Consider the following 22,015-nt stretch of genomic DNA (forward strand, 5'->3'; position numbering starts at 1 on the left):
TGAAAAATATAGGTTGCCCGCCACATTTTATGGTTGTGACGGGCACTCTTTCTTATCAGATTTTGCGTTAGTTATTCACTGATGAACGCAGGCGTTTTGCTGCTTCAACCATGTTCGCCAGTGATTGTCTGGTTTCAACCCAGCCACGTGTTTTCAGACCACAATCCGGGTTTACCCACAAACGTTCAACAGGAATGCGATCTGCCGCTTTGAGCAGTAACGCTTCAATCCATTCAACACTCGGCACGTTTGGTGAGTGGATATCATATACTCCCGGCCCAATCTCATTCGGATATGAAAAGTTTTCAAATGAATCCAGTAATTCCATATCCGAGCGAGATGTTTCAATGGTGATCACATCTGCATCCAGTGCGGCAATGGACGGCATGATGTCATTGAACTCGCAATAACACATATGGGTGTGAATTTGTGTATCGTCATCCGCTATTGCCGCGCTGAGTTTGAATGCGTCCACAGCCCAATCCAGATATGCCTGCCATTCTTCTCTGCGCAGTGGCAACCCTTCACGCAACGCAGGTTCATCAATTTGAATGATGCCAATGCCTGCTTTTTGCAAATCGTCAACTTCATCACGCAAGGCCAGTGCAATTTGTTTCGCAATGGTTTCGCGGCTGACATCTTCCCTTGGGAATGACCAACAAAGAATGGTTACAGGCCCCGTCAACATTCCTTTTACTGGTTTTTCCGTCAGAGATTGTGCATATGTTGCCCAATTAACAGTGATCGCTTCTGGGCGGCTGATATCACCAATAATGACAGGCGGTTTCACGCAACGGGAGCCGTAGCTTTGCACCCAGCCATTTTGAGTGAAAACATAGCCATCAAAATGCTCACCAAAATATTCCACCATGTCATTGCGTTCAGCTTCACCATGCACCAGGACATCCAGCCCTAAATGTTCTTGTTCCTGAATAGCCTGCTTAATATGCTCACTGATATTGGTGCGGTAATGCGTACTGTCTACACGCCCTTTTTTGAAATCGAGGCGTAAGCCACGGATTTCGGTTGTTTGCGGGAATGAGCCAATCGTTGTTGTCGGCCACAATGGCAAGTTATAACGTTGGCGCTGAAGTTTGGCTCGTTCAGGATATTTCTGATTACGCTCACTGTCTTCTGGCTTAATGGCGGCAATTCGTTCTGCCACTGCCGAGTTATTAACCCTGCTGGAGCTACGGCGGGCACGAATTGGAGTACTATAAGCATCAAGTTCTGCCTGTTTGCTGCCTTCTTCCGCATTCAATGCTTGTGATAGCAGAGAAAGTTCTGAGCACTTCTGCAAAGCGAAAGCAAACCAGCTTTTCACTTCTTCATCCAGCCCACTTTCATCATTCAGATCAATCGGGCTATGCAGTAGTGAACAGGAAGTTCCGACCCATATTTTTCTCTTATTTGCCAGTGGCGCGATAAGTTGGTATTTCTCACTTAAATCCGCCCGCCAGACGTTACGGCCATTAATGACCCCCAATGAGAGCAGCCAATTTTCTGGCAGTGATTTATTCAAGCTATCGAGAGAGTCCTGCCCTGCGACCAAATCAACATGCAAGCCCTGTACCGGCAATGATTTGATTGTTTCAATATTATGGCCGATGCTATCGAAATAGGTTGTCAGCAATAATTTCGCCTGCCCTTCAAGTGCCTGATAAGCTGTTGAGAAAGCCGCAAGCCACTCTTTTGGCAATTCCAGCACCAAGGCGGGTTCATCTATCTGTACCCATTCAATGCCCCGCTTTGCCAATTCAGCCAGTATTTGCTGATAAACCGGAAGAATGTCTGCCAATAATGACAAGCGATCAAAAATCTTGCCTTTCACTTTACCAAGCCATAAATATGTCACTGGCCCCAAAAGTACTGGCTTTATTTTGTGCCCCAATGCCAACGCTTCATCCACTTCATCCAGCAACTGAGTCCAACTCAGTTTAAACACCTGCCCTTCCTGAAATTCAGGCACAATATAGTGATAATTTGTGTTGAACCATTTGGTCATTTCCGAAGCAGCGGCGGGTGTGCCGGTTGGCGCTCTGCCACGGGCAATGCGAAATAAGGTATCCAGATCGATATTGCCATTTTCATTTTGATGGCGTGGTGGAACGTTGCCCAATAGCAAACTTGTGGTCAGTACTTGGTCATACCATGCAAAATCACCAACGGGGACTAAATCAACGCCCGCTTCTTTTTGCTGTTGCCAGTGGCGGGCACGTAATTCACGGCCTGTTTCCAGCAATTCCTGTTGAGAAATTTTGCCTGCCCAATAATTTTCTTGCGCCTTTTTTAGCTCTCTTTTCAAGCCAATACGTGGAAAACCCAATGTATGATTCAAAACAGTCATGTCGTCACCCGTGAAATTTTAGCCGTCTAGATGTTTACACTTCTATAATCTGCATGTAGTGTATAAACCACAAGCGCAAATTATTCATAATCATCTTGAAGGTTTTTCATGATCGAAATAAAACATTTAAAAACACTACAAGCATTGAACCATTGCGGTTCATTGGCAGCGGCAGCAAATTACCTGCATCAGACGCAATCAGCCCTTTCCCACCAATTCAGTGAGTTGGAACATAGACTGGGATTTAAATTATTTATTCGTAAAAGTCAGCCCCTGCGGTTAACTTCTCAAGGTGAAATATTATTAAAGCTGGCGAATCAAGTATTACCTCTGATTACCGCCTCGCTGCGTGAATGCAATGAGCCTGAAGAGACGAATTTACGTATTGCCATCGAATGCCATAGCTGTATCCAATGGTTAACCCCTGCCCTTAAAAATTTCCGTGATAGGTGGCCTCAGGTTAACGTGGATTTTAAATCTGGCGTGACGTTTGATCCTCAACCAGAGCTACAACAGCGGGAACTGGATATTGTGCTGACATCAGACATTATTTCAGACAGCAATCTTCACTATACGCCCTTGTTTGATTACGAAGTGAAGCTGGTCATTGCGCCGGATCACCCATTGGCAAATCAGCGTGATATTCGCCCACAAGATCTGGCTGCTGAAACATTGCTGATTTACCCCGTGCAAAAGCAACGTTTTGATATTTGGCGGCGTTTTCTCCAGCCTGCGAATGTGAGCCCGACATTGAAAACTGTCGATAATACTCTGCTGTTGATTCAAATGGTGGCTGCCCGACTGGGGATCGCAGCGTTACCGCATTGGGCAGTTGAAACATTCGAAAGGCAAGGATTGGTGGTAACTCAAACGTTAGGAGAGGGGTTGTGGAGCAGATTGTACGCCGCTTGCCGAGAAGGAGAACAGCGCCAACCTGCCATCGATGCGTTTATTTGTTCTGCCCGCCAGCACGCTGTGGATAGCTTGCCGTTTGTGAAGCGGGTTTCGTCAATATCCAACGGTGGTGCACCCAAAGTGATGCAACAATCAGGCTGCTTCCAATGCTAAAGCTCAGCCAGGCAGGATGCTGTTGCCAAATCGCAAAATTGACCAACAACCCCGCCGGAACCAGCATATTATTCATAATTGCCAGTGTTCCGGTATCCACTTGGGTTGCGCCATAGTTCCACATAAAATAACCAATGCCTGAAGCCCCTACGCCTAACCAAATCAGGACTCCCCACTGTATTTGAGTTGTCGGCATTTTTTGCGGATCACCAAACAGTAACCAACCGATAAGGGCGATAATGCAGGCCCCCAGATAAAACCATGAGAACGCTATACGTTGCGGGATTGGGTGGATTTCCATTAAACGCTTGTAACCGACTTGGCCTATTGCAAAGAAAATATTTGCCAATTGCACCAATATCAAGCCAATCCAAAAAGATTCACTCAACCGGTCGTAACGAATAATTGCAGCCCCTGCCACCGCCAGAAAAGAGCTAAGCGCGTAGCCCCAACGCAAACGCTGACGCCCCATCAAATCATAAATCAAAGTGACATAGAGCGGCGTCATAATGGTAAACAGCAAAAATTCGGCCACAGTCAGATAGTGGTAAGCGTGAAATACAAACAAATACATCACACCAAGCTGGCAGGCACCGACAGCCATATACAGCAGGATGACCTTCAATGATAAACCGCGCCAGCGCAGGAACGGCAAAAATACCAAAGCAGCCAGAGCAACCCTGACAAGAACAGAGAACCAGCTATCAACCTGACCGGCAAGGTAAACACCGATCAGGCTGAAAGAAGCGGCCCACAAAAAAGTTGTGATAGTTAACAGCCACATAATTTATTGATTTTTACCCGCCAAAAGTGCTTCAAGCAAATCAAGCTCGTGCAACAAAGTTTGCAACGTTTCATTGCTGATTTTACGGGTCGCACGCAAGTGATACAACTCCCCTCGCTCCGCCCTTAATGCCGTCAAACGGAAACGGCGCTCCAAATCCTCAACCATCAGGTTATGTTCAATTTCATCTGAGCCCGCAGTACGGCGCCGCAAATATCCGGTAACACGGGAAGCGATTTCGCTAATGACCTCAGCATCCAGCTTTTCTTCTGTGCTGGCGGATAAGCGCTCTTCCATCTTATTCATACTGACAATCGCAACTTCTGCCATTGCTGATTTTGCCATTCTGATCTCATTCTGATCGCCCAACTTATCACCGACTTTCATGCCGCGCAGCAACAGCGGAAGGGCAATAACACCAACAAACAGAGAGAGTAAAATTACGCCTGCTGAGATAAAAATCAACTGATAACGCGCCGGGAATACTTCACCACCCGGCAAGAATAGTGGTACAGAAAGCGCACCCGCCAGTGTAATTGCTCCGCGAACACCAGCAAACGAAGCCAGACATAATTCACGGGTTGTATAGGACGTAAATTCCAGTGGCCTTTTCTTCATGAACACTTTGCTGATATTTTTCATCAGCCACAACCAGAGGAACCGCAGCAGTACCAACGCCCCGTAAATAATACCGACAGCCGCGAACAGCATCCAAGTTTCAACTTCCGGATCCAATTCAGCCTGCGTCACTGACGTTTTCCAGATATCCGGCAATTGCAGCCCCAGCATAATGAATACCAGGCCATTGAAAACGAAAGCCAGCATTCCCCAGACGTTATCGGCACGCAGGCGCATATCCAACGGTGCGTTACGGATAACCCCCGCTTTACTGATGGTCATGCCCGCAGCCACCGCGGCCAAAATACCGGACACCCCGATATGTTCTGCAATCATGTAAGAAGCGAATGGCAATAGCATCATGAACACAATCTGAGTCGCCGGATCGTCCCCGCTCCAACGGCTCATCAGTCGCAATGATTTACTGTACAACCAAGTAACGGCAATACCCGATAACAAACCACCAATTGCAACTTTGAAAAATTCAACGGTTGCACCCGTGACAGTAAAGACCATCGTTCCCATGGCAATTGCCACGGCAAATTTCAGCGCCACCAGACCAGAAGCATCGTTCATCAACGCTTCACCTTCCAGTACGCTCATCATATTTTTAGGGATGCGTCCTTTTCCAACAATTGATGACAATGCAACCGCATCGGTTGGAGATAACACTGCCGCCAGTGCAAAAGCCGCAATGAGTGGAATACTCGGCAACAGCCAGTATATAAAATAACCAATACCGACAACCGTCACCAATACTAAGACTAAAACGAGAATGAAAATTTCACGCCCATGCTGAAAAAATTCTCTGGTCGGTGTTTTCCAACCATCAACAAACAACAAAGGAGGGATAAGTAAAACGAGGAATAATTCAGGATCGAAAGTAACGTGTAAACCAAAATGAGGCCAGGCCAGCAACGCTCCCATTGCTATTTGCACTATCGGCAAGGGGACACGGAACGGGATCACCTTAGTAAGAACACCAGAAACTGACACCACCAAAATCAAGATCAAGATAGTAAAGAATATTTCCATGTTACCCTTACAAATTGCCAAAAATCCGTCGGTGAAAAGATTGTGACTCTTTTTTAGCTTTAATAACAGCGCTAATAACCACAATTATTACAGTTATTACAGAAAATCAAAAAACAATCACATTGAGAATCAAGGAACAGCAACCCATTTATCTATTTTATACTTATCAGCAGGGAAATGTTGAAAAATTAGCACATTTTGCAATGCATCCGCCTATTAAGAGATGCTTTGCTAAATGCCCTACCCATCAATTCCATTCAAGAAAAATTCTTTTTCTTTCAATTGATTAATAAAAATCACATAAGGGTGATTATTTTTCATTCTACCATTTCGCATAAAAAATAGAGCGAAACACTTCACTAACCAAGAAGATAGGGCAATGCCGTCAAAAAAGTGAGGCATTAAAATCAAATATAACTGAAAGCATTATGGCCCCAAAGAGCACTTATTGACTGAACGCGTATAATTATAGAGGAAAATAAAGCATGATATTTGGAAGAATAAAAATAACATCTTATCTCAAAATATTTATCCTAATTGTCAGCTCGACACTATTAGCGGCTTGTTTTAGCACTGCTCCCATCAATAAAACCAACACCTATGCAGAAATACGCCGTACTGGTTTCGGCATTCCACATATCAAAGCTGAAAATTGGTTTGGATTGGGTTATGGCTATGGTTATGTCCAGGTACAAGACAACCTTTGTACCATGGCGGATTCTTTCCTGACTTACCGTGGCGAACGCTCTCTGCACTTTGGCGGGCAAGCCATTCTGGCTTATGACGGAATAACAGGGAAAGCGCAGAATCTGGATTCTGATTTTTATCATCGGCATATTCTTTCTGAAGATATGCTAAATCGCATGATCCAAGCTCAACCGAAAGAAATCAAACAGCTCGTTTCAGGTTTTACCACAGGCTATAACAAATACCTTCGAGAATTGCCGCTTCATGCTGAAGCTCACCAAGCCTGCCGCAATCAGGAGTGGGTTCAGCCGATTGATGAGCTGGATGTTTACCGACGCATGTATGCTGCCGTATTCACGAAGGGATATAATTTAATGCTCCCCAATATTGCTCACGCCCAACCCCCCGGCGTCTTATCAACAACGAATGTTTCAGGATCATCTGCGTCAATCGCTTCATTCCACTTAAACAATCTGGAAGACAGAGGGGTCGGCAGTAATGCCTATGGATTTGGTACACAAACCACCCATTCAGATTCTCCTTTGTTGGTTGGCAACCCTCATTGGTATTGGTTCGGCCCAGACCGGTTCTACCAAGCGCAATTTACCATTCCCGGTGAAATCAATGTCAGTGGTGTCTCGTTCTTAGGTATTCCCATCATTCAAATTGGTTTTAACGACAATATCGCCTGGAGCCACACCGTTTCGACAGCATCCCGCATGGGTTTTTACGAACTGAGTTTGGCGCCCGATGATCCATTGAGTTACCTCCGGGATGGCAAGAAAGTCAAAATGGAAGCCAATACGATTACTGTCCAAGTTAAGCAAGACTCTGGTTCTTTGGTTCCCGTAACCCGTACGTTGTATAAATCGGAATATGGCCCTTTGGTAAATCTTTCGCCATTACAGTGGGATACGAAAAAAGCATTTGCAGTCCGCGATATCAACCAAGAAAATTTTCGCTTGTTTAGAAGCTGGCTACGGTTTGATCAAGCCCGTTCTCTTGAAGAATTTATCGCTATTCAAAAACAAGAGTCGGCCATGCCTTGGGTGAATACTATCGCAGTTGGTCGTGGCAGCAATAAAGCTTGGTATGCAGATATGGGGCCTGTTCCTAACATTTCCCTTGAGCAAACAAAAAATTGTACCACGCAATCCCGCCAAGTCCTGGCTGCCAAATTAACGCCGGACATCCCGTTTTTTGACGGTTCACGCAGTGAGTGTGATTGGCAAAATGACCCCGATTCCGTTCAGGCTGGCGCGGTAGGCCCATCCCGAATGCCCAATTTGCTGCGCACCGATTATGTTGCCAATATGAATGACAGCTACTGGCTCTCTAACCCTCAATCCCCCTTGGTGGATTATCCTTTAGCATTTGGTTCTGATGGCAGTAAACCTATCAGTATGCGTACTCGTCTGGGTCACATCATGATACAAGAACGTTTGCAAGGCCACGATCAGTATCCGGGGAAATCTATCAATAATGAAATCATTCAGGACATGGTCTTGAACAGCCGTGCTCTGACTGCTGAGTTGTTTAAATCAGAATTTTTGGAGCAAGCCTGCTATTCACCGCAGGTTAATGTACAGCGTGATCCACTAAATGGAACAATCTTCCCTTCGCCTCAGCGTGTTGATGTTACCGAAGCCTGCCGTATATTAAGAGATTGGGATAATAGTGGTAATCTCTCCGCACGGGGAGCCCATATTTGGGATGGTATTTGGAATCGGCTACAAGTTTTGCCGGAATCTGTTTTGTTCGCCATTCCCTTTGACAAAAATGATCCCTTAAATACCCCACGCAAATTACATGCTGATAAAGAAACACTCCGACAAGCACTCGGCGCCACTGTACTGGGTTTAGCACACCAAGGATTACCTTTGGATGCACAACGGGGAGATTATGTTTCTTTGGTACGTGGTGATAAGCATGTTCCGTTATATGGTGGTTGCAGCAATGTCGGCTATTTCACGATTGCTTGTGTAGAATCTATCGATCTGACAAGCACTAATGTGAGAAGTAAACACGACTATGGCAATAGTTATACGCAACTGATTAGTTTCCCGAATAATGATGTCGAGGCTTATACCTCATTGTTAACTTCATTGTCAGACGATCCTGCTTCGCCGCATTATAGCGATTCCACTTGGATGTATAGTGCAAAGAAATGGCTACATTTGCCATTCAAGGAATCTGAGATTGCCGCAGATCCAAACTATCAATCTTTGATTCTGACAGATTAGTATCTGGTATTTATTCATAAAAACGACAAAGGGGTTTATTAAAAACCCCTTTTAATCAGATAGCCCAATTTCCCGCATAAAATACAACTAATATGATGGCAAGAATAACCGTACCGAGATTCAATTTACGCCATTCACCAGAAAAAATACGGCCCGCAACCAATGCGCTGAAGCCCAGCATAATTCCGGTAACAATATTGCATGTCAGCACAATAAACACTGCGCACAATAAGCCAGCCATCGCACTGACAAAATCATTAAAGTTCAGCTTGCGCACATTGCTCAACATCAATAGCCCCACATACATCAAGGCTGGTGCCGTTGCATAGGCAGGCACTAAATAGGAAAGCGGGGACAGGAATAAAATCAGCAGGAACAAAATACCCACCACAGAAGCCGTTAAACCGGTTTTCCCCCCGACTGCCGTTCCGGCGGCAGATTCAATGTAAACACCTGCCGGAGAGGAACCGATAGCCCCTGCGAAAATGCTACAGGCGGAATCCGCAGTCAGCGCCTTGCCACCATTGATAATTTGCCCTCTTTTATCCAATAAATTGGCCTGACTTGCCACTGCCTGAATGGTTCCCGTTGCATCAAATATTGCCGTCATGACCAATGCCAGCAGGCTCGGTAACACGGCTGGCTGCAAAGCGCCCATAATATCCATGCTGAACATCAGGGATAAACCGTCTTCTCCCACAGTCGGTACTTTGAAAAATCCTTGATACTTCACAGCCGGATCAAAAATCAAACCAATAACTGAAATCGCGATAATGACCAGCACAATGCCGCCGGGTACTTTTCTGCGTTCAAGCCCAATGATCCCCGCCAGCCCCAATAACGTCATAATAACAGGGAAGGAAGTCAACGAACCAAACGCAACGGGCAAACCTTCGTGTGGATTTTTAATTACCAGCCCGACACCATTGGCGGCAATCAACAATAGAAACAACCCAATACCAATACCGGCCCCGTGTGCTATATCCATGGGAATATTGCGTAAAATCCATGCCCGCACGCCTGTCACTGAAATCAATGTAAATATACATCCCATCAGGAAAACCGCGCCAAGTGCGACAGGAATACTGACTTGTTGCCCCAATACCAGACTGAAGGCGGTAAATGTACACAATGAAAGAGCGCAACCAATGGCCATCGGCAAGTTCACCCACAATCCCATCAGTAACGAACCGAGCCCCGTGACCAGACAGACAGAAATAAACACCGCAGTATGAGGAAATCCGGCCTGCCCAAGCATACCCGGCACCACAATAACGGAATAAACCATCGCCAGAAATGTGGTTAACCCAGCGAGAATTTCCTGGCGTACCGTCGATCCGCGCTCAGTAATCTTAAAATACTTATCGAGTTTGCCTTGAGTTGGAGCCTGCATGCCAGACATGTTTTTCCCCTGCTTTTTGTTGAGTGTTCCGCTTTGAAATCTACCACGATTTTCCACCACTCTTCCTGACGAAAACGATTACGTAGCAAGTTAACAAAAAGTTGATGCTGTACTTATTGGTTCAGTCATCCACGTGCGCAATCGTTTGGCTTTTTAGACGGAATGGCGAGAAAATTTTGAAGTGGGTGATTATCCGGTGAATCTGGGATAAGAATCAAGCGATAATCGCAAATTTTATGATGCGTTTTCTTATGAGAAATTAGATTTATTTAATCGCAATCAAACATCGTTATTTATGCCCTTCCCGCACAATACGTGAATACATAAAGAAAAGAGAATAATAAAAAATAATAACAATTAAATTTAAGTAGTTATGCATTCAGGTTTAATAAAAAAAAGGCGAGAAAAGTATCAAAATAGGCAAAAAATCAAATTATTATACTGCAAAATCACTATTTTCAGTCTTTAACTCTTAAATAAACCATAAGACCATCATATAGATTGTTATTGGGACAATAACAATCTATCAATAAACAGCATAACTCAGGATCGTATTTTAAAAATCACTTTAACCAAAAGTAAGGACATCATTGGCTTCAATTTTTATGTCTAACAAGGAAATATACATGTTAACTAAAAAACAAAATCGTAGTCGCTTTTTACGAACGGTGGAATGGTTAGGAAATGCTTTACCCCATCCAGTTATTCTTTTTGTCATCCTTATTGCTATTTTATTGGCGGCCTCAGCAATCGGGCAATATTTTAATATTTCAGTCATTGATCCTCGCCCAGAAAATGCAAAAGGCCGGGCGGCGGATGGCTTGATTCATATCGTAAGTTTGCTGGATGCAGATGGCATACGCAGGATTTTATCCAATCTGGTCACTAACTTTACAAGCTTTGCCCCACTGGGTACGGTGCTGGTTGCTTTTCTGGGTGTCGGCATTGCAGAACGTGCTGGCCTGCTTTCCGCCCTGATGCGTTTAGTCGTAATGAAGGCCCCGCGCAAACTCACTACATTAGCCATTGTATTTGCCGGTATTATGTCCAATATGGCAGCAGAACTGGGCTATGTAGTGTTAATTCCATTAGCCGCAATTATTTTCCATTCCCTTGGCCGTCATCCACTGGCCGGGCTGGCAGCCGCATTTGCTGGAGTTTCAGGGGGATATTCCGCCAACTTGCTATTGGGTACGATCGATCCACTGCTTGCAGGTATCACGCAACAAGCGGCCCGGATTATTGATCCTAACTATATCGTTGGCGCTGAATCTAACTGGTATTTCATGTTTGCCAGTACCTTCCTGATTTCTATCCTTGGCTATTATGTGACTGAAAAAATTGTTGAGCCCCAGCTTGGCCCCTATAAAAGCGAATTGGATGAAAATGAAAATGCACTCATACATTCAGCAGAAGTCACGGCTCTGGAGAAAAAAGGGCTCGTGGCCGCATCACTGACATTACTTGTATTAACTGCGCTTGTATCATTAAGTGTTGTGCCCGAAAACGGTATTTTAAGAAATCAGGAAACAGGGCTAGTCAGTAATTCTCCCTTCCTGAAATCCGTTGTTGTCTTTATTTTCCTCTTTTTTGCCATTCCCGGCATGGTATATGGGTTTGTCGCCAAGACAATGAAAACCAGCAAAGATGTGGTGGACGCAATGGCACAAGCCATGAGTACGCTAGGTCTGTATCTGGTTATTATTTTCTTTGCCTCCCAATTTGTCGCTTTCTTTGGTTGGACAAATATCGGTCAGATTATCGCGGTAAAAGGGGCCAATTTCCTCAATACCATCAACTTAAATGGTGGCCTGCTATTTATCTTCTTTATTATTATTTGCGCATTCATCAACCTGATGATTGGTTCAGCCTCTGCGCAATGGGCTGTTACCGCCCCCATTTTTGTCCCTATGCTAATGCTGGCAGGCTATGCCCCGGAAACTATTCAGGCGGCCTATCGTATCGGGGATTCAGTTACCAACCTCATTACGCCAATGATGAGTTATTTCGGCCTCATCGTGGCTATTGTCGTGAAATATAAAAAAGATGCAGGGATCGGAACACTCGTTTCCATGATGTTGCCTTATTCCCTGATATTTATGGTGGGTTGGTCACTGTTTTTCTACATTTGGGTATTTATTCTAGGCTTACCTGTCGGGCCTGGTTCACCTATTTATTACAGTCCGGCGAATTAACTGCCCTACAAGCTAAAACAATGTTTTTAAGCTTATGCCTTCCAAGTTGCAGCCTTATCGGCTGCAACTTGCAGTTTATGGGCGACTATAGCTATATAACTGCCGGGCAACCTGAAAAATAGGATCTGCCATGAAGACATCTTTTATCCCAGCCTCTTTTACATCCTCTGCTTTTCCCGATGATTATCGCCAAAAAATTCGCCTGATGAAAAAAGCCATGCGCCAGCAAATTGGTGATGTCGAAAGCCTATTCAGGCAGGTCTGTGACAAAATAGAATACGAACTTTCTGATGCCCGGCAAGATGAAAAAAACACCGGCAGCGCCTGGCCTGAAATCTCGTTACATGACCTAATAAACAACCGAGTGCCAGCAGAAATACACCAAAAAATTAAACGCCGTGGATGTTTGATTGTCAGACAAAATTTTCCTCGGGATACCGCACTGGCATGGGATAGTTCCCTGCTTGATTACCTTGAGGCAAATAATTTTGATGCCATTTATCATGGCGAGGGAGATCGCTATTTCAGCAACCTTGAAGCATCCCGCCCGGAAATTTATCCCATTTATTGGTCTCAGGCACAAATGCTGGCCCGGCAAAGCCAAGAAATTGCCCATGTACAAACATTCCTTAATCACCTGTGGAAATTTGAATCGGAGGGGATACAGTGGTTTGAACCTGATGTCAGTATGATTTATCCCGATCGCATTCGCCACAGACCACCAGGGACGACATCCAAAGGGCTGGGAGCCCATGCAGATTCTGGCGCACTGGAACGTTGGCTCCATCCTACTTATCAAAAAGTGTTCAGGAATATCTTTCATAATCGATTTGCACAATACGATCCTTGGGATGCGGCCTATCGCCCTGAAATGAACGAATATGAGCTGGATAACGTCACCCGGTGCTCGATTTTCCGTACCTTTCAAGGTTGGACAGCGCTTTCAGATATGCAGCTCAATCAGGGGCTTTTGCATGTTGTTCCTGTTCCAGAAGCAATGGCTTATTTACTGCTGCGCCCTTTGTTAGACGATGTACCTGACGATGAGCTTTGCGGTGTAGAGCCAGGCCAAGCACTGCCCGCGCCCGAAAAATGGCACCCTCACCTTGTTCACGGATTATGCAGCATTCCATCACTACAAGCCGGAGATTCTGTCTGGTGGCACTGTGATCTCATTCACTCTGTTGCTCCTGTAGAAAACCAGCAAGGCTGGGGAAATGTGATGTATATTCCTGCGGCTCCTCTGTGTGACCGAAATTTAGTTTATGCACACAAAGTAGCAATATCGCTTAAAAGTGGCACATCTCCGGCGGATTTTCCCCGTGAAGATTATGAGAAAAACTGGAATAACCGTTTTACTGTCGCAGACCTCAATTCCATAGGGCGGCGTGGTCTGGGTTTGGAATAGCAATCGGGTTCACGATATTTTTCGCCAGAGCATTTTTCCCAAAACATGCCTCACCAGAGTGTTGATACATTTTTATGCGGTCTTTAAGCCAAACCTTGTGTAAAATCCCCCCAATTCGATTTTTGACCGGATCATCAGGATATATACCCGATGGAACTTGAATTGCAGCCAATCAAGATGCAGCTTGAAAGATGACGGGTATAGAATTTCTGTAAAGTTAAGGAGATAAACTATGACAACATATGCCCTTGTAGGTGATATCGGTGGTACAAATGCACGTCTGGCATTATGTGATGTAGATACTGGGCAACTGAGTGCTGTCGAATTCTATCCCTGCGCACATTATGCATCACTTGAAATTGTTATCCGCCATTACCTGCAACAGAAAGGTTATGAAGTTAAATATGGCAGCATCGCCATTGCCTGCCCTGTAACGGATGACGTTGTCAGCATGACCAACCACAGTTGGCGTTTTTCCATCAGCCAAATGCGAGCATCCTTAGGATGGGAACGCTTTGAAGTCATTAACGACTTTACCGCGGTTTCCCTTGCCATTCCGGTCTTGGATGAAAAGGATGTTATTCAGATTGGCGGGAAACAACCTCAGGCCAAGAAACCAATTGCTGTTTATGGTGCGGGAACCGGCTTAGGTGTCGCGCATCTTATTCACACAGGTAATCAGTGGCTGAGCCTGCCCGGAGAAGGTGGTCATGTAGATTTTGCACCAGACAGTGCGGAAGAAGAGCATATGCTAAGCGTTTTACGGGCAGAGTACGGCCATGTTTCTGCCGAACGTGTTCTTTCTGGCCCCGGATTAGTCAATATTTATCGTTCCTTGATGAAGCTAAACGGTCAGCCAATAGAAGAAATTACTCCCAGTGATATTTCAGATAGAGCCTTAAGTGGGAGCTGTCCGGTTTGCGAACAAGCATTAGCGCTTTTTTGTAAAGCATTAGGGCGTTTTGGTGGGAATTTGGCACTGAATATTGGCGCATTTGGCGGTGTCTATATTGCAGGAGGGATTGTTCCTCGTTTCCTCGATTTTTTCCAAAAATCAGAATTCCGGCAGGGTTTTGAAAACAAAGGCCGATTCACATCTTATTTGCAGGATATTCCAGTTTATTTAATTACATATGATAAAACAGGGCTATTGGGCGCTGGAACTTATATCCGCCAATTGTTGGGTAAAGCGATTGGGTAAATAGATCCGTCTATACCCTATGAATTTCAAGTTGCGCGCGGCGGCAAGGGAGCGAATCCCCAATCACATAGCTAACTATGTGATTGGGGTGAGTGAGTGCTGCCAACAAAGCTGCAACTTGAAAGACGACGGGTATAATCTCTATATCTGCTCATGCTATTGTTCTTATTAAGATAATAGTTAAAATTTAAGTTATGTTTAGCATGGGAGATATATATCATAAACAAACAACCCCATTACTTCATTGATTTAAATACTTAATCCATTTAATAAGCTGCTTATATTCATTTCGTTATAAGTATATTTAAATATATTTATCTATTTCCTTGTATAATGTTTACATAGTTATTTTTAACATATGAATATTACGAGGTGATATTATGAAATTGAATAAAACAACTCCTAAAAGAGGAAATCAACGTTCCTATAGAGTGAAAAAATCAAATAATGCAAATAATGCAAATAATGCAAATAATGCATTGGATAAAAAAAATACAGTTGATGTAGCTAATCCCGCTATAAAAATTGATTTAAACAAGGAGTTTAGTCTTAATTCTGTAATACCCAACCAAAATATCGTTGCTAAAAAAAGTGTTATTCCATTTGTAACGATAAGCCGCCATGAGTTTCATGACTTCGTAGCTCGACAAATGCAGCATCCTAATTTACTTGATGCACTCTCTTGTATAGCCACGTTGAATGCAGAAAGGGCTGAGGACCTAGATGGTTTATGGGGAAGAGTCACTGCAAATTATGATCATGTAACACAAAAAAAGACAGATGGCATATGTAACGGGCAATTTTATCCATTACTTAAATGGGTGGGAGGATTAATAGGCTCTATAGTCTCAGCTGGTACCATTATGTACATTGAAGAACAGTTTTCTGACACCTGGTGGAATAAGTATCTAGGTCATGCTAAGGGAACTATATCATATAGTGTCGGAGGCGTTGCTACTTTGGCAATAGGCAGCTGCCAGGCTTATAGAAACCAAAAACATAAGGTAAATACAGCAGAAAGAATGAAAAATGGGGGATTATTTCACAATTGGCTAAAGGGACATTTAGAAAATAGAGAACAATTATTTGGTGAGATAGATATGCCGGAAACACATCCAATACATTTGAAATATGATGGCAAAAAAACAGTTGAATATAAAAAAAAATATCCATTAATTGCCCTAATTTCTCCAGAAAATTCAGACAGACTTATTATACCATACATTGATTTAAAAAAAATGGGGATCGGTTACAGAAGTTCCAAAAACGCCACAGCAATACTCAATATAGACCCTTCCTCAAATATAATAAACAATTTGTTAGATCAAACCAACAAAACCACAGTATAATAATTAGGGATTTTTAATCCTATAAAAAAAGATTAAAATATAGTTTTAATATATTTCCGTTATAGTAGCGTGACTCTTCAATACATTAACGCCCATCAACAATGCTGTTTTGGTTTATTCTTAACATTAGACATTTTGCCTTTCGTTAACAGAAAACTGTAACAGTATATTTTAAAATGCAAAAAACATATTGTCACAGGATGTGACTCTTGTTTATCTCCGCATATGGCTACTCTGCTTCACATAAAAAATAACCCTATAAAATAACCCTATATAAACAAGAAGCCCCGCAAAAAGCGGGGCCTTAAAATAAATTCTTAATTCAATTATCAAAACAAACCTTAAAACGGAATATCGTCATCGAAATCCATTGGAGGTTCATTGCTCTGTGGCGCAGGAGACTGTGCCGGACGAGATGGTGCAGCAGTAGCACTGCCGCCACTGAATTGCTGGGATGCTTGTGGCTGCTGTGGTTGGCCCCAGCCGCCTTGTGCTGGTGCATCTTGCCCTGCTGCACCGCCACGACCACCCAGCATCTGCATGGTGCCGCCAACATTGACCACGATTTCAGTGGTGTAACGGTCTTGGCCGCTCTGATCTTGCCACTTACGAGTCTGCAAAGCACCTTCGATATAAACCTGAGAGCCTTTACGCAGGTATTCACCCGCAACTTCAGCCAATTTGCCGAACAATACAACACGATGCCACTCGGTTTTCTCTCTCATCTCACCGGTTTGCTTATCACGCCAGCTCTCAGACGTTGCCAGAGTAATGTTGGCAACTGCCCCACCGTTCGGCATATAGCGAACTTCCGGGTCCTGCCCCAAATTACCCACTAAAATAACTTTGTTTACGCCTCTGCTGGCCATTGGGAATACTCCTGATGAAATGAATTTTGCTAAAAAATGAACTTCTCTAATTATAAGCGAAGTAGTTTACCATGCGAGGACTAAGTTTATACATAGACCCGTTATATTATACTTTGCGAAGTGCATCGTACTTTCTATCGCACTTTATGCTGCTCTTCTCTTCTACTACTATCTACCATTGTGATGATGACAGCATAATGCCTGATTAAATACTGTATATCCATTCAGCAATGTTTGTGCAATAATAACGCGTTTACGAGTTTTGCTCTATCAATAATCTGGGAAGTGGTATATGGATAACATCGAAGTTCGGGGCGCCCGCACCCATAATCTCAAGAATATCAATTTAGTAATTCCCCGTGACAAGCTGATTGTCATTACCGGGTTGTCCGGTTCCGGTAAGTCATCTCTGGCGTTTGATACACTTTATGCAGAGGGGCAACGTCGCTATGTCGAATCACTCTCTGCGTATGCCCGCCAGTTTTTGTCATTGATGGAAAAACCGGATGTTGACCATATTGAAGGTCTGTCCCCCGCCATTTCCATTGAGCAAAAATCCACTTCCCATAACCCGCGCTCTACCGTCGGCACAATTACTGAGATCCACGATTATCTCCGCCTGTTATTTGCCCGCGTGGGAGAGCCACGTTGCCCTGAACACGATATCCCGCTGGCTGCGCAAACCGTCAGCCAGATGGTGGATAATGTATTGGCACTGCCAGAAGGCCACAGATTAATGCTGCTGGCTCCGGTGGTCAAAGAGCGCAAAGGCGAACATACCAAGCTGCTGGATAACCTTGCTGCACAAGGTTACATTAGGGCACGAATTGATGGTGAAGTGTGCGATCTTTCCGACCCACCCAAACTCGAACTCCAGAAAAAACATACTATTGAAGTCATTGTCGATCGCTTCAAAGTGCGCGACGATATTGCCCAGCGGTTGGCTGAATCATTTGAAACCGCATTAGAGCTTTCTGGCGGTACTGCCGTTATTGCCAATATGGACAATACTCAGGCGGAAGAGTTGGTTTTCTCCGCCAATTTTGCCTGTTCAATTTGTGGTTATAGCATGAGTGAGCTGGAACCACGCCTATTTTCTTTCAACAATCCCGCTGGTGCCTGCCCAACTTGCGATGGTTTGGGCGTTCAGCAATTTTTCGATCCGGAACGTGTTGTCCAGAATGGTGACATTTCCCTTGCCGGTGGGGCAATTCGTGGCTGGGATCGCCGTAATTTCTATTACTTCCAGATGTTGAGATCTCTGGCCGAACACTACAAGTTTGATATAGAAACCCCATTCAATGAGCTAAGCCCAGCCATCAAAAAAGCCGTCTTGTACGGCTCAGGCAAAGAATCCATTGAATTCAAATACACCAATGATCGTGGCGATATAAAGGTAAAAAATCACCCGTTTGAAGGCGTCCTGAACAATATGGAACGCCGCTATAAAGAGACGGAATCCGCCGCGGTACGGGAAGAATTGTCAAAATATATCAGCAATCGCTCCTGTATTTCTTGTGAAGGAACCCGTTTGCGCAAAGAAGCGCGTTACGTGTTTATCGAAGATACGACCTTGCCGCAAATTTCCGATTTCAGTATCGGTCATGCTATGGCGTTTTTCCAAAATATGAAACTAAGCGGGCAACGCGCTAAAATTGCCGAAAAAGTCCTGAAAGAGATTGGTGATCGCCTGAAATTTCTGGTTAATGTCGGCTTGAATTACCTGACCCTTTCCCGCTCAGCAGAAACCCTTTCAGGTGGTGAAGCCCAGCGTATCCGTCTGGCCAGCCAGATTGGCGCCGGTCTTGTCGGTGTAATGTATGTGCTTGATGAGCCTTCAATTGGCCTTCATCAACGCGATAATGAACGTTTACTGGAAACATTGCTGCATCTGCGCAATTTGGGTAATACCGTTATCGTGGTCGAACATGATGAAGATGCCATTCGTGCTGCTGACCACATTATTGATATCGGGCCTGGAGCGGGTGTACATGGCGGTGAGATTGTTGCCGAAGGGGATATCGCCGATATCATGAATAGCGAAAAATCTCTCACAGGGAAATTTTTGAGTGGTGAATGCAAAATTGCAATCCCTGAACAACGGATACCAGCCAATCCAGAAAAAATGTTGAAACTGATTGGGGCAAAAGGAAACAACCTGAAAAAGGTAACATTAAAGCTACCTGTCGGTTTGTTTACTTGTATCACCGGGGTTTCCGGCTCAGGTAAATCCACGTTGATCAACGATACATTATTCCCTATCGCACAACGTCAGTTAAATGGCGCAACAAATATTAATCCTGCTCCCTATATCGATATTCAAGGGCTGGAGCACTTTGACAAAGTCATTGATATTGACCAAAGCCCTATAGGCCGAACTCCCCGTTCGAACCCTGCCACTTATACTGGTGTGTTTACACCTGTAAGGGAACTCTTTTCAGGCGTGCCTGAATCACGTGCCCGCGGTTACACTCCGGGGCGTTTCAGTTTTAACGTCAAAGGCGGGCGCTGTGAAGCATGTCAGGGCGATGGGGTAATCAAAGTTGAAATGCACTTCCTGCCTGATGTGTATGTCCCTTGCGATCAATGTAAAGGTAAGCGTTATAACCGTGAAACATTGGAAATTAAATACAAGGGCAAGAATATTAATGAAGTGCTGAATATGACCATCGAAGAAGCCCGTGAGTTTTTCGATGCCGTACCTGCCCTTGCCCGTAAATTACAAACACTGATCGATGTTGGTCTTTCCTACATCCGTCTTGGGCAATCCGCAACGACACTTTCCGGCGGTGAAGCCCAGAGGGTAAAACTGGCACGAGAATTATCTAAGCGAGGTACAGGCCAGACTCTGTATATTCTTGATGAACCCACAACCGGCCTGCATTTCGCAGATATACAACAGCTACTGTCAGTTTTGCATCAACTTCGGGATCAGGGTAATACCATTGTGGTGATTGAGCATAATTTGGATGTGATTAAAACGTCTGACTGGATTGTCGATCTCGGCCCTGAAGGCGGCAGCGGTGGTGGCGAAATATTGGTATCAGGAACGCCAGAAGAGGTCGCTCAATGCGATAAATCGCACACAGCCCGTTTCTTGAAGCCAATACTTGAACGCAATTAATTTACTTTTGTTATTAAAATAACCTACTATACCCTATGGATTTCAAGATGCGTCGCGGCAGCAAGGGAATGGCAAATTCGTCAAGAAAAGGCTTTTTCCGGCCAAAGGCTGACTTTTCAGTAAGTTCCGGGAGCATGATTAACCGTATGTTTATAAAAACGGTAACCGGAGTGAATGGACGCAGCCAACAAAGAGGCAACTTGAAAGACAATGGGTATATCCTCCCCACAGTTTCCCTTACAATGCAAGGTAACTGTGGGAAACTATTCAGGATGGCTTTCACCATTTGTTAACCAAACACTGTTCAACATTCATTTTCACGCATACAAAAAGCCTTTTTTGTAATCAATTCAAGTTAACTAACCCAGCCTGAATCAATCATCTTGAACCAGCATAGTATTGTTCGACTATAGTATTGTTGGACTAAGATTAATTACTGATCACATTTTTCAGTCATTAATGCCATAATGACATAACATATTCTTTAAGTTTATAACGGAGATTAAATATGTATATGTTTTTACCATTCCTAATTGCTTTGGTTATCATTGCCACAGTTATTATGGGCAAGAAAAAGCTGACATACACACTTTGGTTTGCTTTGTTCATTATCACGATATTTTGGTTTAAATATCATGCCACTGATGCCTTAAACCTTTCTTTTTAATCGGAGGCCATAATGAATAATACACTGTCAGCACAACGCAATACTAACCTCGCTACCACCTTAAATATTCTGGGTTTGTTTGGTATTAGTGTTATCTTAATCGTCGCATTTTATTACCAATTAGCACGTTTTGAACTTCCCTGCCCATTGTGCTTATTACAACGTGCAGGAATAATTATGATTGGCTTCGGCTTTTTGTTTAATATTTATTTTGGTGTAAAAAATGCCCATTACAGCCTTTCCATTCTGGGCTGCATCGTGACCGGCTTTGTTGCCATGCGTCAGGTTTCTCTTCATATCCTGCCGGGAGATACAGGATATGGTTCAACCTTCTTCGGATTGCATTTTTATACTTGGGCTGCAATTCTGTCTATTCTGACTGTTATCGCCATCGCGATTATTATGCCGTTGAAAGCTGGCAATACTGACTCAGCGAAATACACTCCACCCGCATTAGGCAAAATTGCCATGGGCCTGTTCGCTCTTCTGATTGCAGCCAATCTGGTTTCTACCGTTCTGGAATGTGGTAGCGGCCAATGTGATGACAACCCAACGTTTTATCAACTATTGAATAAATAACGCTTGTTCTTCTTTTAAAAATAAAAAGAAGACGGTGTCATAGAAATCAGAATAAAGACAGGAAGGCTGAATATTCAGCAGCCTTCCACTTTTAATCAATCTCCATAGAAATCGGCATAACAATTAACAACCATGCATGTATCAATTCAACATCCTTTTGCATAGACACTCTTCAGAGCAACAGCTCTCTTCGAATCAAAAAGAAACATAATTCTCCGGCCTGGTCGCTCTAACAGTACATAAATCCATCTTGCATCAATTTACTTTTCATTAATTCATTTTGTATAAATTCGAATTCCCTCTGTACCTCAGGAATATTGATTTCAGGTACTGTCAAATAATCACATTCTTCAGAATATATTTTAAATCTGATCGTTTTAAATATGATTATTTTTAACACATAATATTGGCTATATTTTATATACGCTTCGTCTTTCAA

Annotated in this window: 15 protein-coding genes; 9 read left to right on the plus strand and 6 right to left on the minus strand. The window is 43.8% G+C overall.

The window, feature by feature from the left end; all coding sequences use genetic code 11:
- Positions 1 to 67: 67 nt before the first annotated feature.
- A complete protein-coding gene (gene metE, locus FE392_RS14595; RefSeq protein ID WP_319930950.1) occupies positions 68 to 2,347 on the minus strand; it encodes a 5-methyltetrahydropteroyltriglutamate--homocysteine S-methyltransferase in 2,280 nt (759 codons plus the stop codon).
- A 108-nt stretch (positions 2,348 to 2,455) separates the two neighbouring features.
- Here metE and metR point away from each other — a divergent pair, with 108 nt between their 5' ends.
- On the plus strand, positions 2,456 to 3,415 hold the full coding sequence (metR, locus tag FE392_RS14600) for an HTH-type transcriptional regulator MetR (RefSeq protein WP_319930951.1): 960 nt from the start codon (positions 2,456 to 2,458) through the stop codon (positions 3,413 to 3,415).
- Here the strand turns inward: metR and FE392_RS14605 are convergent.
- Positions 3,297 to 4,199, minus strand: a complete 903-nt coding sequence (locus FE392_RS14605) for a carboxylate/amino acid/amine transporter (protein WP_319930952.1) — start codon at positions 4,197 to 4,199, stop codon at positions 3,297 to 3,299. The two genes, metR and FE392_RS14605, sit on opposite strands and share 119 nt — an antisense overlap.
- A 3-nt stretch (positions 4,200 to 4,202) precedes the next feature.
- The gene (locus tag FE392_RS14610) at positions 4,203 to 5,852 is read right to left on the minus strand and encodes a Na+/H+ antiporter (RefSeq protein WP_319930953.1); all 1,650 of its coding nucleotides are present in this window, start codon (positions 5,850 to 5,852) and stop codon (positions 4,203 to 4,205) included.
- 485 nt (positions 5,853 to 6,337) lie between these two features.
- Between FE392_RS14610 and FE392_RS14615 the strand changes: the two genes are divergently transcribed.
- Positions 6,338 to 8,782, plus strand: a complete 2,445-nt coding sequence (locus tag FE392_RS14615) for a penicillin acylase family protein (RefSeq protein WP_319930954.1) — start codon at positions 6,338 to 6,340, stop codon at positions 8,780 to 8,782.
- Between the two features lie 55 nt (positions 8,783 to 8,837).
- On the opposite strand, the gene FE392_RS14620 is transcribed toward FE392_RS14615, so the two are convergent.
- Positions 8,838 to 10,184, minus strand: coding sequence for an NCS2 family permease (locus FE392_RS14620; protein WP_319930955.1), 1,347 nt, complete (start codon positions 10,182 to 10,184; stop codon positions 8,838 to 8,840).
- 626 nt (positions 10,185 to 10,810) lie between these two features.
- Between FE392_RS14620 and FE392_RS14625 the strand changes: the two genes are divergently transcribed.
- The 4 genes from FE392_RS14625 (at position 10,811) to FE392_RS14640 (ending at position 16,337) form a co-directional block, all read left to right on the plus strand.
- Entirely contained in the window at positions 10,811 to 12,379 is a 1,569-nt protein-coding gene (locus FE392_RS14625) for an AbgT family transporter (protein WP_319930956.1), read from the plus strand.
- A gap of 130 nt (positions 12,380 to 12,509) precedes the next feature.
- The gene (locus FE392_RS14630) at positions 12,510 to 13,787 is read left to right on the plus strand and encodes a YbiU family protein (RefSeq protein WP_439153493.1); all 1,278 of its coding nucleotides are present in this window, start codon (positions 12,510 to 12,512) and stop codon (positions 13,785 to 13,787) included.
- A gap of 232 nt (positions 13,788 to 14,019) precedes the next feature.
- Complete coding sequence (glk, locus tag FE392_RS14635; RefSeq protein WP_319930957.1) at positions 14,020 to 14,988, plus strand: glucokinase; 969 nt, start codon at positions 14,020 to 14,022, stop codon at positions 14,986 to 14,988.
- A 380-nt stretch (positions 14,989 to 15,368) separates the two neighbouring features.
- Entirely contained in the window at positions 15,369 to 16,337 is a 969-nt protein-coding gene (locus tag FE392_RS14640) for a hypothetical protein (protein ID WP_319930958.1), read from the plus strand.
- Between the two features lie 341 nt (positions 16,338 to 16,678).
- On the opposite strand, the gene FE392_RS14645 is transcribed toward FE392_RS14640, so the two are convergent.
- Positions 16,679 to 17,206 carry a single-stranded DNA-binding protein gene (locus FE392_RS14645; RefSeq protein ID WP_319930959.1) on the minus strand — a complete coding sequence of 176 codons (528 nt, stop codon included), beginning with the start codon at positions 17,204 to 17,206 and terminating at the stop codon, positions 16,679 to 16,681.
- Positions 17,207 to 17,498: 292 nt separating this feature from the next.
- On the opposite strand from FE392_RS14645, the gene uvrA reads away from it, so the two are divergent.
- From uvrA to FE392_RS14660, 3 genes are all read left to right on the plus strand, one after another.
- Complete coding sequence (gene uvrA / locus FE392_RS14650) at positions 17,499 to 20,330, plus strand: excinuclease ABC subunit UvrA (protein ID WP_319930960.1); 2,832 nt, start codon at positions 17,499 to 17,501, stop codon at positions 20,328 to 20,330.
- Positions 20,331 to 20,844: 514 nt separating this feature from the next.
- Complete coding sequence (locus tag FE392_RS14655) at positions 20,845 to 20,997, plus strand: DUF5993 family protein (protein WP_420855333.1); 153 nt, start codon at positions 20,845 to 20,847, stop codon at positions 20,995 to 20,997.
- 12 nt (positions 20,998 to 21,009) lie between these two features.
- Positions 21,010 to 21,576: a disulfide bond formation protein B gene (locus FE392_RS14660; protein ID WP_319930961.1), complete on the plus strand. Its 567-nt coding sequence runs from the start codon at positions 21,010 to 21,012 to the stop codon at positions 21,574 to 21,576.
- 229 nt (positions 21,577 to 21,805) lie between these two features.
- Here FE392_RS14660 and FE392_RS14665 read toward each other — a convergent pair.
- On the minus strand, positions 21,806 to 22,015 hold a 210-nt coding region (locus tag FE392_RS14665), incomplete at its 5' end, for a hypothetical protein (protein ID WP_319930962.1).

The sequence above is a fragment of the Xenorhabdus santafensis genome (assembly GCF_033949405.1).
GTDB classification, from domain to species: Bacteria; Pseudomonadota; Gammaproteobacteria; order Enterobacterales; family Enterobacteriaceae; genus Xenorhabdus; species Xenorhabdus santafensis.

Coding starts and splice junctions, on each gene's coding strand:
- glk (WP_319930957.1), top strand. CDS start 14,020: ATGACAACATATGCCCTTGTAGGTGATATCGGTGGTACAAATGCACGT.
- FE392_RS14610 (WP_319930953.1), bottom strand. CDS start 5,852: ATGGAAATATTCTTTACTATCTTGATCTTGATTTTGGTGGTGTCAGTT.
- FE392_RS14645 (WP_319930959.1), bottom strand. CDS start 17,206: ATGGCCAGCAGAGGCGTAAACAAAGTTATTTTAGTGGGTAATTTGGGG.
- FE392_RS14655 (WP_420855333.1), top strand. CDS start 20,845: ATGTTTTTACCATTCCTAATTGCTTTGGTTATCATTGCCACAGTTATT.
- uvrA (WP_319930960.1), top strand. CDS start 17,499: ATGGATAACATCGAAGTTCGGGGCGCCCGCACCCATAATCTCAAGAAT.
- FE392_RS14615 (WP_319930954.1), top strand. CDS start 6,338: ATGATATTTGGAAGAATAAAAATAACATCTTATCTCAAAATATTTATC.
- FE392_RS14640 (WP_319930958.1), top strand. CDS start 15,369: ATGAAATTGAATAAAACAACTCCTAAAAGAGGAAATCAACGTTCCTAT.
- FE392_RS14660 (WP_319930961.1), top strand. CDS start 21,010: ATGAATAATACACTGTCAGCACAACGCAATACTAACCTCGCTACCACC.
- FE392_RS14605 (WP_319930952.1), bottom strand. CDS start 4,199: ATGTGGCTGTTAACTATCACAACTTTTTTGTGGGCCGCTTCTTTCAGC.
- FE392_RS14630 (WP_439153493.1), top strand. CDS start 12,510: ATGAAGACATCTTTTATCCCAGCCTCTTTTACATCCTCTGCTTTTCCC.
- FE392_RS14620 (WP_319930955.1), bottom strand. CDS start 10,184: ATGTCTGGCATGCAGGCTCCAACTCAAGGCAAACTCGATAAGTATTTT.
- metR (WP_319930951.1), top strand. CDS start 2,456: ATGATCGAAATAAAACATTTAAAAACACTACAAGCATTGAACCATTGC.
- metE (WP_319930950.1), bottom strand. CDS start 2,347: ATGACTGTTTTGAATCATACATTGGGTTTTCCACGTATTGGCTTGAAA.
- FE392_RS14625 (WP_319930956.1), top strand. CDS start 10,811: ATGTTAACTAAAAAACAAAATCGTAGTCGCTTTTTACGAACGGTGGAA.